We start from the raw sequence: 15231 nt of genomic DNA, 5'->3' as shown, positions 1-15231 counted from the left end.
TCTGATGGTCACTCATCAGGACCATCGCGGAGCACCCGGCCGTTACACCGCTTGCTGATCGGGCTTGTGGTGACCGCGCTCACCGCAGCGGCAGCCCTCGTGTCCGCGCCATCGGCCCATGCCGCCACCAGCCAGTTCCGGGGCATGAACTGGGCCGTGCTGGGTGACAACTTCAGCACCGGCCCGCTCGTTGTGCAGGGCCTGAGCCAGTCCGACAGCAACGCGACGGTACGGGCCAAGGCCAACTCGATCTACGACAGCATGGAATACCTGATGGGGGTCAACACCGTCCGGCTGCCCATCAACACGCACACTGTGGCCAACACGACCTGGTGGAACGCCTACCGCGGCGCCATCGACGCCGCCGCCGACCGTGGATTCAAGGTCATCCTGGCCTACTGGGAGGACGGCGCCGCCTCCGGCGGCAGGATCACGAACCTCGCCGCATGGAACGCGATGTGGTCCAGCGTGGTCGGCACGTACGGTTCGAACGGCAACGTCTACTTCGAGCCGATGAACGAGCCGCACGGCTATTCGTCGTCGGAGTGGCGCAACGTCGCGGCGAACTGGCTCAGCACTCACTCCTCGGCGGCGCCCGGCCGGGTGCTCATCGGCGGCACCGGCTTCAGCCAGGACCTGCGGGACATCTGCAACGACAGCCGCTTCAACTCGACGTTGCTGTCCTTCCACTACTACACCTTCTTCTACAGCGCGATGACCTACGACGGCTTCCGAAGCCACATGCAGTCGCTTCTGGGCAACTGCGCCTCCCGCGCGATCGTGACCGAGTTCGGCGCGCCGATGTCCGATGGCCTCAACTACGGCGACGCGAACAGCACCGACAACTTCGTGCGTTACCTCCGCGCCGTGACCCAGGTGATGCGGGACAACCAGATGGGCGGCACCTACTGGCCGGCCCTCGGCGGCAAGGTGACCGCAGGCCTCGGCTACGACCACTACTCGATGTTCGCTCTCGGCGGCAGCGGCACCACCCTCAACCTGTCCACCCGCAACGGCTACGGCGCCAACCGGGTCCGGTACGCCTGGGGCGACAACGTCGGCGACCCCACCCCCACCCCCACCCCCACCCCCACGCCAGAGCCGGAGACGTTCTACAGGCTCAACGTGCGCCACAGCGGCAAGGCCATGGACGTCCAGCAAGCGAGCACGAGCAACAGCGCGCGCGTCGACCAGTACACCTACGGCGGCAACGCCTGGCAGCAGTGGAAGTTCCAGGACGCCGGCAGCGGCTACTGGCGCATCATCAGCCGCCACAGCGGAAAGTGCCTCGACGTGACCGGCGCCTCGACCGCCGACGGCGCCGAACTCATCCAGTACACCTGCGGCACCGGCAACAACCAGCAGTTCCAGATGGTCACCAACGGCGGCTACTTCCAGCTCCGCGCACGCCACAGCGGCAAATGCGTGGACGTGCCTTCCGCCTCGACCGCGGACGGCGTGGTCCTGAAGCAGTACACGTGCAACACCGGCACCAACCAGCAGTGGTCGCGCACGGCCGTCTGACGGTCGTCTCGACGTAAGCGCGGATTCCGCGGTACAGCCCGCACGCCCCCGGTGCCGATCTCCTGCTGTGCGCTCCGTGCCGGGGGATCCGGATCGTGGCGCTGCGCGGGCGGCCCGGGGTGCGGTGTCGGTGTTGCCACCAGGCCGTTGCCCCGGGCAGCCGTCCTGAACCGGACGTGCGAATCTCGCCACTGCGGCGCAGGCCGCCGGTGCGTAGGTGGAGACGGGGGAGGAGTGGCGTCCTCGACATGGGATGTCTGCGCGGTCGGCTTTCCTGGGCTCGTACCTTCGCCGGGGCGGCGGTCACCCGGTGATTCGGGGGTGCCCGGGGGATGCGCGGTCGCGCGAGGTGCGGGGGAGAGGGGGCCGTCGTCATCCCATGTCACCGGGAAACTTTCAGAGCGGGCGCGTCACGCCCGGCCTCTTCCCGCGTCCGAAGAAGCCCTCCTCCGGCCGGCGCCGGCGTCGAAACTCCTGGTCCGGGGGCGACGCCGCACCGCGCTGAGGTAGAGGTCCGACCTGTCCCCGCACAGTATGGCGTCGGCCCCGCTTGACACCTGGAAATGCCCGCTTAACGTCGGGTGTCTGGCAACGAGATCCTTGTGCGAAGCAGGGGCGGCACCTCTGCGAGCAACGCCCTATTTCGGCAGCGCGGCGGCGCGCGTCATGCCTGACTGGACGTTCATGTCAGGAAGGAACCATCCGTCCAATGCCCCGACGTCCGTGGCTCCCGACGCCGGCCGCTCCTCTACAGTCGCCGGCTGCGCCCCGCGGTGTTCGCCGGGGCTGGAGCACCGTCCGCAACCCCTTCGGGATGGAGAAGCAATATGTCTGATTTGTCGCGTCGGCAAGTGCTGCGATTCGGCGCGGCCGGCGCCGGCGCCGCGATGTTGCCGTTCCAGTGGACGGCGGCCGCGCGAGCCGCGTCAGTGGCGCCCGCGCAGGTGGCCGCCGCGAACGATCTGGCGCTGTGGTACGACGAGAGCGCCGGGACCGACTGGTTGCGCGCGCTGCCGATCGGCAACGGGCGCCTGGGCGCCATGGTGTTCGGCAACGTCGACGTCGAACGGTTGCAGCTGAACGAGGACACCGTGTGGGCCGGCGGGCCGTACGACCAGAGCAACACGCGCGGCGCGGGGGCGCTGGGGCAGATCCGGCAGCTGGTCTTCCAGAACCAGTGGAGCCAGGCCCAGACCCTGATCGACCAGAACATGCTGGGCAGCCCGGCGGGCCAGCTGGCCTACCAGACCGTCGGCAACCTGCGGCTCACCTTCAGCGGCGGCTCCAGCGGAGTCTCGGGGTACAACCGGCTGCTGGACCTGACCACGGCCACCACGGCGACGACGTACTCGCAGAACGGCATCAACTACCGGCGTGAGACGTTCGCCAGCGCGCCCGACCAGGTCATCGCCATCCGCCTGACCGCGGACCGGGCCGGCTCGATCACCTTCTCCGCGACGTTCGACAGCCCGCAGCGGACGACACGCAGCAGTCCCGACGGCACGACGGTGGGCCTCGACGGCATCTCGGGCGACTTCGAGGGCAAGAGCGGCTCGGTGCGGTTCCTGGCGCTGGCCAGGGCGGTCGCCGACGGCGGCACCGTCACCAGCTCGGGCGGCACGCTGCAGGTGCGCGGCGCCAACAGCGTGACGTTGCTGATCTCCATCGGCTCCAGTTACGTCAACTACCAGAACGTCGGCGGCGACTACCAGGGCATCGCCCGCAACTACCTGAGCGCGGCCGTGGCCAGGACCTACGACGACCTGCGCTCGCGGCACGTGGCCGACTACCAGCGGCTGTTCGGGCGCACGACGCTCGATCTGGGCCGCACCTCCGCGGCCGACCAGCCGACCGACGTGCGCATCGCGCAGCACAACAGCACCAACGACCCGCAGTTCTCGGTGCTGCTGTTCCAGTACGGCCGCTACCTGCTGATCAGCTCCTCGCGCCCCGGCTCGCAGCCGGCCAACCTGCAGGGCATCTGGAACGACTCGCTGACCCCGCAGTGGGACTCCAAGTACACCATCAACGCCAACCTGCCGATGAACTACTGGCCGACCGACACCACCAACCTGTCGGAGTGCTACGAACCGGTGTTCAAGATGATCAGCGAACTCGCGGTCACCGGCGCCCGCACCGCCCGGGTGCAGTACAACGCCGGCGGCTGGGTGACCCACCACAACACCGACGCGTGGCGCGCCTCGTCGGTCGTCGACGGCGCGTTGTGGGGCATGTGGCAGACCGGTGGCGCGTGGCTGTCCACCATGATCTGGGACCACTACCAGTTCACCGGCGACCTCGGCTTCCTGCGGGAGAACTACCCCGCGATGAAGGGCGCCGCCCAGTTCTTCCTCGACACCCTGGTGAGCGAACCGAGCCTCGGATACCTGGTCACCAACCCCTCCAACTCCCCGGAACTGCCGCACCACTCGGGCGTCAGCGTGTGCGCGGGCCCGACGATGGACAACCAGATCCTTCGCGATCTGTTCAACGGCTGCGCCCAGGCCAGCCAGGTGCTCGGCACCGACGCCGACTTCCGTACGCGGGTCCTGGCGGCGCGTGACCGGCTCGCGCCGATGAAGGTCGGCTCGCGCGGCAACATCCAGGAGTGGCTGTACGACTGGGTGGAGACCGAGCAGAACCACCGGCACATCTCCCACCTGTACGGCCTGCACCCCAGCAACCAGATCACCAAGCGGGGCACGCCCTCGCTGTACACCGCGGCGCGGCGGACGCTGGAGTTGCGCGGCGACGACGGCACCGGCTGGTCGCTCGCCTGGAAGATCAACTACTGGGCGCGCATGGAGGAGGGCAACCGGGCGCAGACGCTCATCCGTCTCCTGGTCACGACGGCCCGGCTCGCGCCGAACATGTTCGACCTGCACCCGCCGTTCCAGATCGACGGCAACTTCGGCGCCACCTCCGGCATCGCCGAGATGCTGCTGCAGAGCCACACCGGCGAGCTGAACGTGCTGCCGGCACTGCCGTCCGCCTGGCCGGCCGGGAAGGTGCAGGGTCTGCGAGGGCGCGGCGGCTACACCGTGGACGCGACGTGGGCCTCCGGCGCGGCCACCGAGATCCTCGTCAAGTTCGACCGCGACGGCACGGTCAACGTGCGCAACCGGATCTTCACCGGCACCTCCCAGGTGGTCGACGTGGCGACCGGCGGCGCCGTCACCGTGACCAAGCCCGAGACCGACGTCGTCCGGTTCACCGGCCAGGCCGGCCAAACGTACAAGCTGACGGGCACCGGCACGACGACGCCGCCGCCGTCCACCTACGTGCGGGTCTCCAACGCCGCCACCGGGCTGGTGCTGGACGGCGCCGGCAACGTCGCCTCCGGGTCGAACCTGAAGCAGTGGAACTGGAACGGCGGCAACAACCAGCAGTTCCAGCTCGTCGACCTGGGCAGCGGCTGGTACCGCATCGTCAACCGCACCAACGGCCTGGTCATCGACAGCCAGGGCAACGGCTCCAACGGCGCCATCGCCAAGCAGGCATCGTCGAACGGCAACAACAACCAGCAGTGGCGGCTCAACGACACCGGCAGCGGCCGCTACCAGATCATCAACCGCGCCACCGGCACGGCCCTGGACGGCATGGGCTATACCGGCGCCGGCTCCGACGTCGGCATGTGGACGCCGAACGGCAACGGCAACAACCTGTGGACCATCACGAACCTGTGACGGTCGCGGGCCCGCCGCACCTCTGAGCGGCACCACGCGCTGCGCCGCGACCGGCCACCGGTCGCGGCGCAGCGCCTCAACTGGTGGCGCCCCAGGTGAGCGACAGGCCGGTGGCGGCGCGTTCGGCGCGGATCTCCATCATGCTGCCCAGGATGGTGGCATGGTCCGACACCACGGGCGTGGCGTCGAGCGCGTAGGTGATCCGGTGGCTGACGAGCACCGGGCTGCCCTGCGGCTCGTCGAGATGGCGGGCGGCGGCGGCGTCGAGCAGACCCGGCCGCACCACCTCCGACGCCCGGGCGACCGTCACTCCCGCGTCGGCGAGGGCGGTGTAGAGGGAGACGGCGGTGAAGTCGCGGTCGCGGATGCGGTCGGCCACCGGCCGCCGGACCCAGGACACCTGGTGCACGGCGGGACGGCCCGCGAACTCGCGGACCCGCTCCAGTCGCAGGGCGGTGTCGCCGGGACGCAGCCGCAGCTCCGCGGCGATGCGGGCCGGAGCCCGGCGCACCGCCCGCCCGGCCACCGCGGTGCGCACGTCATGGCCCTGGTTGCGCAGGTCGTCGACCAGGCTGCGGAGCGAGTCGAGCTGGTAGGCCGTGTGCGGCGGGGCGACGAACGTGCCTCTGCCGGGCTGCTGCACGATCAGCCTCTCGTCGCTGAGCTCCCGCAACGCCTGGCGCAGCGTCATCAGTGTCACCCCGTAGGAGGCGCTCAGCTCCCGTTGCGGCGGCAGGGCCTCACCGGGGGCGTAATGTCCCGACCGGATCTTCGCGGCGAGGTCGGCGGCGATGGCGCGGTATCTCGCCTCGTGCCCGGCGTCGGGGGTCATCGTGGTCGGTCACTCTCCTGGTCGAGGGCTCGCCGCAGGGTCGCGAGGAAGGCCCGCAGGTCGTCCGGCCCGGCGCCGTCGAGCACCCGCCGCATGACCGCGGCGCCGACCACCACGCCGTCGGCGTGCCGGCGGGCTTCGCGTGCCTGGTCCGGGGTGGAGATGCCGAATCCTAGCAAGACCGGCCGGTCGGTGAGGTCCCTGATCCGCTCGGTGAGCTCCGCCGCCGAGGCGGCGAGGGCGGCCCGCTCACCGGTGGTGCCCATCACCGACACCGCGTAGACGAATCCGCGGCTGCGGCGCGCGATCTCGGCCAGCCGCGGCCGCGGCGTCGCCGGCGACGCCAGCAGCACCGGCTCGATCCCGTTGGCGGCGGCCGCGCCGGTGAGCTCGTCCGCCTCGTGCACCGGCAGGTCGGGCACGATCAGGCCGCCGACGCCGGCCCGGCGCAGCGCCGCGCAGAACGCCTCGGGGCCGTCGTGCAGCACCAGGTTGTAGTAGGTGCTGGCGACCAGCGGCACGCCCGGATCACCCGCCTCGGCGAGGTCGGCGAGGATCCGGCGCGCGCTCGCCCCCCGGCGCAGTGCCGCGTCATTGGCCTGCTGGATGGTGACGCCGTCCAGCGTGGGGTCGGAGAAGGGCAGGCCGACCTCGATCGCGTCCGCGCCGGCGGCGGCGAACGCCCGCAGATAGTCCGTCCAGCCGGCCGTGATCCCTCCGGTGACGTACGGCATGAGCAGGCCGCGGCCGGTGTCCCGGCGGGCGCGCAGGTGGCGCTCGACCGCGCCCGCGGCCAGGGTGGTGGGGTCGGTCACAGCAGCTCCTTCAGGGTCGTGAGGTCCTTGTCGCCCCGGCCGGACAACGTCATCAGCACCGTCGATCCCGCCGGCAGGTCGCCGCCCGCCGCGCGGATCACCCAGGCGAGGGCGTGCGCCGATTCGAGCGCCGGGACGATGCCTTCGGTGCGCGCCAGCCGTACCGCCGCGCCGACCGCCTCCTCGTCGGTCACCGTGACGTAGCGAGCCCGGCCCAGGTCGCGCAGGTGGGCGTGCTCCGGTCCGACTCCCGGATAGTCGAGCCCGGCGGCGATGGAGTGCGGTTCGGTGATCTGCCCGTCCTCGTCCTGCAGGAACAGCGAGCGGCAGCCGTGCAGGACGCCGAGCCGGCCGCGGGCCGCCCCGGCGCCGCCCTCCGCCTCGACGCCGACCAGGCGCGCCGGGGTGTCGGCGAATCCGGCGAACGTGCCGGCCGCGTTAGAGCCGCCGCCCACGCACGCGACCACGTGGTCCGGGACGCCGGTCCGCAGCTCGGCGGCGCACTGTTGCCGGGCCTCGTCGCCGATGATCCGCTGGAACTCCCTGACCATCCACGGGTACGGATCCGGCCCGACGACCGAGCCGATGCAGTAGTGCGCGTCGCCGGTCGCGCCCACCCAGTGCCGCATGGCCTCGCTGGTCGCGTCCTTGAGGGTGCGGCTGCCCGTGGTCACCGGGACCACCTCGGCGCCCAGCATGCGCATCCGGAACACGTTCAGCGCCTGCCGCTCGATGTCGCGCTCGCCCATGAACACCGTGGCCTCAAGCCCGAGCAGCGCGGCGGCGGTCGCGGTGGCCACCCCGTGCTGGCCCGCTCCCGTCTCGGCGATCAGCCTGCGCCGTCCCATGCGGGTGGCCAGCAGGGCCTGGCCGAGCACGTTGTTGATCTTGTGGGACCCGGTGTGGGTGAGATCCTCGCGCTTGAGGTACAGCCGCACGCCCAGCGCCTGCGACAACCGGCGGGCCGGTGTGAGCGGGGTGGGCCGCCCGGCGTGCACGGCGAGCAGCCGCGCCAGGGCGCCGCGGAAGCCCGGATCGGCCCATGCCTCCCGGAACGCCTCTTCCACCTCGCGGCACGCCTCGACCAGGGACTCCGGCGCGTACCGTCCGCCGTACCCGCCGAACCGTCCTCCCGCCCGGGGCTCGCCCATCGTCCCGTCCGGCGGGACCGGTTCCCGCCATGGAGACATCTCTCGCATGCCATGCTCCGATCGTTCTATAACTCTTGAGTGAGTTCTATAACAGTCAGTGTGGCATGGGAGGCGTGGAGGCGCCACCGCCGATGTCCGGTCCTAAGGCGCATGGCGGGCGGATGGGCCCCCGATGTGGAACCCCTGGTGGTACGCGATCAAAGGGCGAGGTCCGGACCGCCTGACGCGGCATGGCACTCGGTCATAATTGGCTGAGATCGCTAGGGAGGAGCGCCGTGACCGACACCCCGCGCGAGGGCGGATACCGGCCGGGCTACGAGGTGGCGGCCGAGCAGGTGCTGGAGCTCATCGCCCGGCTGGGCCTGCGCCCGGGCGACCGCATGCCGACCGAGAACGACCTGGCGCAGCGGCTGGGCACCAGCCGCACCGTCGTCCGCGAGGCGGTGAAGATCCTCTCCGCGCTCGGCCGGGTACGCGCCCAGAAGGGCCGCGGCCTGTACGTGGCCGACGACGAGGGAATGCTCGGCGCCGGGCGGCTGGCATCGCTGTTCCTCCCCACCGACCTCGACCACGTCTACATGCTGTTCGAGTTCCGGCGGGCGCAGGAGATGGAGACCAGCCGGCTGGCCGCCCACCGCGCCACCCCGGCGGAGCTGCGGGCCATCGAGGAGGCGGCCGAGGTGTGCCGCCACGGGTTCGAGACCGGACGCGTGGATGTGTTCAACGAAGGCGACGATGCCTTCCACGCCGCCATCGCCACCTCCTCGCACAATGTGTTCCTGCAGATCGCGGTGGGGGAGGCCCGCCGGCTCCAGGCCCAGTCCGCCATCATCGGGCTGCGCGGCTCCGTGGGCGGGCACGCGGCCAAGGCCGTCGAGGAACACGGCGCCATCTACCGGGCCATCCGCGCCGGCGATCCCGAAGCGGCGGCCCGCGCCGCGGCGGCCCACATCGACAACACGCTGGAGGACTACCGCAGGGAGATCCAGCAGCTCCTGTTCTCCTCGGCCGACGGTCACCACCCGGCCGCCCGCACCAGCGGTCCGGCTCCGCAGTGACTCCGGCCCGTCGTGGCCGATGGTCGCCACGACGGGCCGTCCGTGTCAGGTCAGGTGCGGGTCCACTTCTGGTTGGTCCCGCCGTTGCAGGTCCACAGGATCACCGTGGTGCCGTTGGCGGTGCCGGCGCTGTTGGCGTCCAGGCACAGCCCGGACTGGACGTTGGTCACGCTGCCGTCGGCGTTGAGGTTCCACTGCTGGCTGGACTGCCCGTTGCAGTCGCCGATGACCGCCCGGGTTCCGGCCGAGGTCCCGCCGTTCTCGGCGCTCAGGCACTTGGTGCCGTACACCTGGAGCTGCTTGGCGGAGGTGAGGGGCCACTGCTGGTTGGCGCCGCCGTTGCAGTCCCACAGCGCCACCTGGGTGCCGTTGGTCTGCGACTGGTTCGGCACGTCGATGCAACGGCCGGAGGCCTGTCCGCGCAGCAGGTTGCCGTTTCCGGTGCCGCCGCCCTGGCCGGGGGTGATCGTGAGGTTGTCGAACTGGGCGGTCTCGGTGGTGCTGGTGCCGATGCCGACCTGGCCCGCGCCCCAGGTGCCGTCGGTGACCGAGCCCACCTGGGCGCCGTCGATGCCGGCGGTGATGGTGCCGCCCGAGAAGCCGAGCGTCAGGGTGTGCCAGCGGCCGGTGCCGAGGGAGGCGACGGTCCCGCTGCGCAGCGTGGTCATCTGGTTGTCGATGTTGTTGCGCAGGATCTGCCAGGTGCCGGTGTCGCTGACGCGCAGGTAGTAGGCGTTCAACCCCTCGGGGCCGAAGGAGTGCTGGCCGCCGGCCCTGCCGATCACCTCGGCGTAGCCGCTCTGCTCGAGCAGCACGTCGGTGGAGACGGTGTAGTTGGCCCAGCCGAGGTCGCCCAGCAGGGCGTAGGGGTGGGAACCGCCGGTCCACAGGATCGGCTGGCGGGGGGCCATCTGGCGCACGCACTGCCCGGTGCGCCCGCCGCCGCAGCCGGTGATCTCGAAGGAGCCCTGCATGTCCTGCAGGTACTTCGCCTCGCGGCCGGTGGCGTAGGAGTCGAAGGTGTCGGAGTACGGTAGGGCCAGCGAGCCGCGGGCGGGGCTGGTGGCGGTGCCCTTGCCCTGGCCGGTCGTGGTGGTGATCGTGTACACGTAACCGGGCTGCACGGTCAGCGAGAACGCGCCGCCCGAGGGCGTGAGGTCGGTGGTGTGGACGAAGTGGTCGGAGGCGTTGCCGGAGTTGAGGTTGGTCGCCCACACGTGCACCTGGCCGGTGGACAGGCCTCCGGTGACGTTGAAGTTCAGCGTCTGGGCGGCGGTGGCGTCCATGGTCTCGATGATCGTGCTGTAGTCGGAGTTGTTGGTCGACTTCAGCGAGACGTAGCTGCCGTTGTTGCGGTTGCCGCCGATGTAGCCGGTGGAGGAGTCGAGGTACTTCCACCCCGGCGTGGTGAACTGCGTGGTCTGCGCCATCACCCAGGCGTTCTTGCCGATCGCGTAGTACCCCGACCACGGCTGGGGAGCCACCGCCACGCCCATCGTGGAGAAGGGCAGGTTCGGCGGGATCGCGGCGATGACCGGCCAGTTGATGTAGGCGGTCATCTTCCCGTCGATGTAGTCCCGGTTGATGCCCCGCGCCAGCGCCTTGGCGCCGTCGTTGTAGTCATCGGAGCCGTTCTCGCTGGCCCACAGCACCTTGCCGGAGTTGATGGCGGTGGTGGAACTGGGGCAGTTCTGCTGGGCGCCGCGGTAGCCGCACACGTAGTGGCCGCCGAACACGTCGACGGCGTTGCGGAAGGCGGTGTTGTTCGCCGCGTCGTTGGCCACGTCGAAGCCCCAGTCGTCCGAGGCGATGATCTTGACGTTGCCGAAGCCGTTGGAGTCCAGCGCGCTGTTCAGGTTGACGTACCAGTTCAGGTTGCGGCCCTTCTCGTTCCAGCCGCCGAGGTAGTCGATGGTCAGCCCGTGGCTGTTCTTGGCGCAGCCGAGCCAGTCGACCAGGTAGTTGATGGTGTCCTGGGACCAGAAGTTGCCGTTGCCGAGCCAGCCGGGGGCGCCCCACGAGAGGCCGACCAGCTTGATGTTGGGGTTGCGGGCCTTGGCCTGCTCCATCAGCCACCACTCGTAGCCGCGGTTGCAGTTCAGGTCGCCGGAGGTGTGCCGGTGGCTCGGCTCCGCGCCGTCGGTGGAGTTGGTGTCCCCGCCGATCTCGACCTTCAGGATCTGCATCGCCGCGCCGTACCCGGGCTTGAACAGGTAGTCCAGGATCTGGCTGCGCTGGGGCTCGGGGTAGTCGATGAGCAGGCGGCTGTTGCCGCCGCCGCCGCTGATGGCGCCGACGCCGTCGAAGGTGCGGCCGCCGGAGCCGCCGTTGATCGTGATCCCGACGGCGGCATGGGCGGCCGAGGCGCCTATCAGGGACATCATCGCGATGGTCAGCAGCGCGACCACGGCTCTAGCGGCGACGCGCACCGTGCCTTCTCTTCGCCGGCTCATGGGGGGTCCTTTCGGTGAGGGGCGAAATCGATGTGATGAGACGCCGGCCGGGCCTGCGTGACCAGGGGCGGCCGAGGCCTTGAGGGACCGGCCGTCGGGAGATGTGCCGCCGGCCTCCGAGACAGTGTTAGCGCTAACAATTCTGTACGCGTCCTTGCGGACTCGATGTGATGGCATGCGAGGTCGAAGAAAACCACTCGGCGCCATCGGCGTTCCCCCGCCTCCTGCGCCTGTTCCGAGAGATCCTCTCGGGAGACATAGGTACTAATTACCGGCCCGAGGTGACCGTCCGTCAAGACACAAGTTTCAGACTTAGCACACCGGGCTCCGTGTGCCGTGCGGCCTCTCCAGGCCCCCGCCTCGCCGTCGCGCCTCCGGGAACCCGTCCGCCGCCGCCGGCCCCACATGGCGTCCACGACGCCATATGCCCTGCTCAACATCGGCGGTTCCCCTCGGGGGCGCCGTCGGTCGCGCGGGCGGTCGTCACGCGAGCGCGTCGCGGCGGCGGTGGGGAATCGCCCCCGCCTCTGCCGGTCGGCCGAAATGTAAGTTTCACACTCACCGCCACTGCGATGCCGAGGCGTGCGCGTGTGTCATCGGTATTGACGTAGGACGTCATACGAGTTACGTTCCTGCGCGGATGGTGATCAACAGGACATTCAGGACGTATACCGGCGGTCGCACCGAGTGAACCCAGTTCGACGTGGACCGCCGTGCAGCCATCCCTGTCCCCGTGCCGAACGAAAGGAGCACACGTGCGTTCGTCGCTCATGTCGCACAGGCGAACATCGGTCGCGGCATCCGCCGCCCTGCTGATCACGATGGGATCACTCATCGCACCGGTCGCCGCGCAGGCCGAGGCGGCCAGGGCGGGCCACACGATCGTGGTCGCCCCCGCCGGAGCCGAGAACGCCGACGACAGAGGTCCGGGCAGTGCCGGCCGGCCGTTGGCGACCCTTGAGGAAGCACAGAGACGGGCGCGCGAGGCGGCGGCCGGAGGGAAGCGCGACGTCACCGTCGAACTCCTCGACGGCACCTACCGGCTGACCTCGCCGCTGCGGTTCGACGCCGCCGACTCCGGCCGCGCCGGGCACACCGTGACCTGGAAGGCCGCGCGTGGAGCCAAGCCCGTACTGAGCGGCGCCAAGCCCGTCACCGGCTGGGAACCCGACGATGCCGCCACGGGCGTCTACAAGGCCCAGGTCGGCAGCGGATTCGACAGCCGGCAGCTCTATGTCGACGGCGTTCTCGCACAGCGGGCGCGGACCAAGATCGCGCGCAGCGACATCACGCTCAACGCGAGCGGTTTCACCGTCAACAACCCCGCCCTGGGCTATCTGGCCACGCTGCCCGACCAGAAGCGCGTCGAACTCCAGGCGATGTTGTCCTTCACCAACCGGTTCGCGCCGGTGCAGAGCATCTCGGGTTCCACGGTGGTCATGCAGCAGCCCGCGTGGGACAACAACACCTACGGCTACGACACCATCCAGTCGCCGCTCCGCACGCCGACGTTCTTCCTGCTGAACTCCAAGAGGTTCCTCGACGAGCCCGGCGAGTGGTATCTGGACACCACCGCCGGGACGCTGTACTACAAGCCGCTCCCCGGACAGGACCTCTCGCGTGCGCGCGTGGAGCTGTCGCGGCTGGAGTCGCTGCTCCAGGTGGGCGGCACCTACGATCAGCCGGCACGCGACCTGCGGTTCGAGGGCCTGACCTTCACCGGCACCACGTGGCTGCACCCGAGTTCGCCCGACGGATACGCCAACCAGCAGACCGGCGTGTTCATCTCCGGTGTCCAGCCCGACCGTCCGGCCGACGCCTTCACCTCCTGCGCGTTCGGCTGCAAGGGATTCGAGGGCTCGCGCAACGGCTGGGCGCAGTCGTCCGCGGCGGTGCAGGTGTCGGCGGCGCAGGGCGTCCGGTTCACCGGTGACACCTTCGTGAACCTCGGCTCGCTCGCGCTCGGCATCGGCAACGACGCCAACGCCCACGCCTCCGGTGTCGGGCTGGGCGCGCACGACATCGCGGTCGAGGGCAGCACGTTCACCGCGAGCGCCGGCGGCGGCATCATGGTCGGCGGCGTACGGCCCGACGCCCACCACCCCTCCGACCCCCGCATGGTCAACAGCGACATCCGGCTCAGCGACAACCGCGTCTACGCGACCGCCCGCGAGTACCTGGACCAGGACGCGATCTTCGCCAGCTATGTCACGCGTCTGACCATCGAGCACAACTACGTCTCCGACATGCCCTACACCGGCATCGGGCTCGGTTACGGCTGGGGCGCCAACGACCCCGGGGGCAGCCCCGAGTACCTCAACCGCGGGCTCTACGACTTCCAGCCGGTCTACGACACGCCGACGACCTCCAGCGATGTCCGCGTCGTGGGCAACCACGTGCGCAACGTCGTCCAGACGATGTTCGACGCCGGCTGCATCTACACGCTCTCGGCGATGCCGCGCAGCACCATCGACGAGAACTTCTGCGAGAACAGCGGGCAGCTCGGGCTGTACTTCGACGAGGGGTCGCGGTACCTGAGTGCGAGCCACAACGTCTTCGTCAACACCGCCGCGCAGTGGGCGCACGCCAACAACCAGAACGGCAACCACACCGGCGACTTCACGCTCGTCGGCAACTACACGACCAACCCGGCCATCACCGGGATCGTCAACGGGAGCCGCGGGAACCTCACCCGCGACAACGTCACCATCTCCGCCGGCAACCCGCCGATCGAGGCCGGCCGGGTGATCTACAACGCCGGCCCCAGGGGCCCGTACCGCGGGTCCCCGGACCCGCAGCGGCCTCCGCTCGGCGCCTATCTCACGGTCGACCCGGCCAACGTGAGCGCCGGCGAGACCGCCACGCTCACCGCCACGGTGGCGAACGTGAGTGAGGGCCGCGCCGACAAGCTGAGCGCCTCGGTCACCGTCCCCGAGGGCTGGCAGGCCGAATCGGCCGGCAAGCCGGCGAAGCCCGGGCTCGCTCCCGGAGCCTCGGTCACCGCGTCCTGGAAGATCACGGCGCCCGCGTCGTTCGCGGCGCCGGTCAGCCGCGCGCCGGTCGCGGTGTCGGTGAGGTTCCGGGCCGGCAGGACCGACTACGAGCTGAAGCGGTCGGCGATGGTGACCGCGCTCAACCCGCTGACCTCCCTCAAGGGGCACGGCTCGGTGCCGAGCCGGTTCGCCGAGGCCGCGGGCGCGTACGCCATCCTGACCTCCGGGACCGACATCTGGCAGGACGGCGGCGGCTCCTTCGACGAGTACGGCGCCCTCTACCAGGACGACGCGGTCGCGGGAACCGCCACCGTGACCGCGCGGGTCACCCAGATGGACAACACCAACGCCTGGGCCAAGGCGGGTGTGGTGATCCGCAACGACCTCACCGCCGCCGCGTCGTCGCCCGGATACGCCGCCCTGGTCGTCACCCCCGGCAACGGGGTCGCCTTCCAGTGGGACGCCAACGGCAACGGGTACCTCGACTCCTTCGCCGGAGCCTCGGGGGTCAAGGCGCCGGCCTGGGTCCGTCTCGTCCGCGCCGCCGACGGGGTCAGCGGCTACTACTCCACCAACGGCACCGACTGGACCAAGGTGGGGCCGACCGTCACCCTGCCCGGCATCGCCGAGACGCAGGACGCCGGACTGATCGCCACCTCGCACGCCGCCGGCGTGACGGGGCAGTTCGGCTTCAGTGACTTCAGCGTGACCCGGTAGGG

Annotated in this window: 8 protein-coding genes; 4 read left to right on the top strand and 4 right to left on the bottom strand. The window is 70.3% G+C overall.

Going from position 1 to position 15231, the window contains the following annotated elements; all coding sequences use genetic code 11:
* The first annotated feature begins 99 nt into the window (after positions 1-99).
* Both ABZU32_RS28675 and ABZU32_RS28670 read left to right on the top strand, forming a co-directional pair.
* On the top strand, positions 100-1524 hold the full coding sequence (locus tag ABZU32_RS28675; RefSeq protein ID WP_354926812.1) for an RICIN domain-containing protein: 1425 nt from the start codon (positions 100-102) through the stop codon (positions 1522-1524).
* Positions 1525-2375: 851 nt separating this feature from the next.
* Positions 2376-5210: a glycoside hydrolase N-terminal domain-containing protein gene (locus tag ABZU32_RS28670; protein WP_354926810.1), complete on the top strand. Its 2835-nt coding sequence runs from the start codon at positions 2376-2378 to the stop codon at positions 5208-5210.
* A 76-nt stretch (positions 5211-5286) separates the two neighbouring features.
* On the opposite strand, the gene ABZU32_RS28665 is transcribed toward ABZU32_RS28670, so the two are convergent.
* Genes ABZU32_RS28665 through trpB form a run of 3 tightly spaced genes read right to left on the bottom strand, consistent with a single transcriptional unit; the run spans position 5287 to position 8056 of the window.
* On the bottom strand, positions 5287-6042 hold the full coding sequence (locus tag ABZU32_RS28665) for a GntR family transcriptional regulator (protein WP_354926808.1): 756 nt from the start codon (positions 6040-6042) through the stop codon (positions 5287-5289).
* Positions 6039-6857, bottom strand: a complete 819-nt coding sequence (trpA, locus tag ABZU32_RS28660) for a tryptophan synthase subunit alpha (protein ID WP_354926806.1) — start codon at positions 6855-6857, stop codon at positions 6039-6041. Before trpA ends, ABZU32_RS28665 begins: the two co-directional genes overlap by 4 nt.
* Positions 6854-8056 carry a tryptophan synthase subunit beta gene (gene trpB / locus ABZU32_RS28655; RefSeq protein WP_354926804.1) on the bottom strand — a complete coding sequence of 401 codons (1203 nt, stop codon included), beginning with the start codon at positions 8054-8056 and terminating at the stop codon, positions 6854-6856. Before trpB ends, trpA begins: the two co-directional genes overlap by 4 nt.
* Before the next feature lie 227 nt (positions 8057-8283).
* On the opposite strand from trpB, the gene ABZU32_RS28650 reads away from it, so the two are divergent.
* Positions 8284-9066: a FadR/GntR family transcriptional regulator gene (locus tag ABZU32_RS28650; RefSeq protein ID WP_354926802.1), complete on the top strand. Its 783-nt coding sequence runs from the start codon at positions 8284-8286 to the stop codon at positions 9064-9066.
* 50 nt (positions 9067-9116) lie between these two features.
* Here the strand turns inward: ABZU32_RS28650 and ABZU32_RS28645 are convergent, their stop codons facing one another.
* A complete protein-coding gene (locus tag ABZU32_RS28645; protein WP_354926800.1) occupies positions 9117-11519 on the bottom strand; it encodes a ricin-type beta-trefoil lectin domain protein in 2403 nt (800 codons plus the stop codon).
* Between the two features lie 755 nt (positions 11520-12274).
* On the opposite strand from ABZU32_RS28645, the gene ABZU32_RS28640 reads away from it, so the two are divergent.
* Positions 12275-15229: an NEW3 domain-containing protein gene (locus tag ABZU32_RS28640; protein WP_354926798.1), complete on the top strand. Its 2955-nt coding sequence runs from the start codon at positions 12275-12277 to the stop codon at positions 15227-15229.
* Positions 15230-15231 lie beyond the last annotated feature (2 nt).

Source organism: Sphaerisporangium sp. NPDC005288, from assembly GCF_040607475.1.
GTDB classification, from domain to species: Bacteria; Actinomycetota; Actinomycetes; order Streptosporangiales; family Streptosporangiaceae; genus Sphaerisporangium; species Sphaerisporangium rhizosphaerae.
Note: the sequence above shows the minus strand (reverse complement) of the source record. Positions and strands in the feature narration are given on the sequence as shown.

Coding starts and splice junctions, on each gene's coding strand:
- ABZU32_RS28665 (WP_354926808.1), bottom strand. CDS start 6,042: ATGACCCCCGACGCCGGGCACGAGGCGAGATACCGCGCCATCGCCGCC.
- trpB (WP_354926804.1), bottom strand. CDS start 8,056: ATGCGAGAGATGTCTCCATGGCGGGAACCGGTCCCGCCGGACGGGACG.
- ABZU32_RS28645 (WP_354926800.1), bottom strand. CDS start 11,519: ATGAGCCGGCGAAGAGAAGGCACGGTGCGCGTCGCCGCTAGAGCCGTG.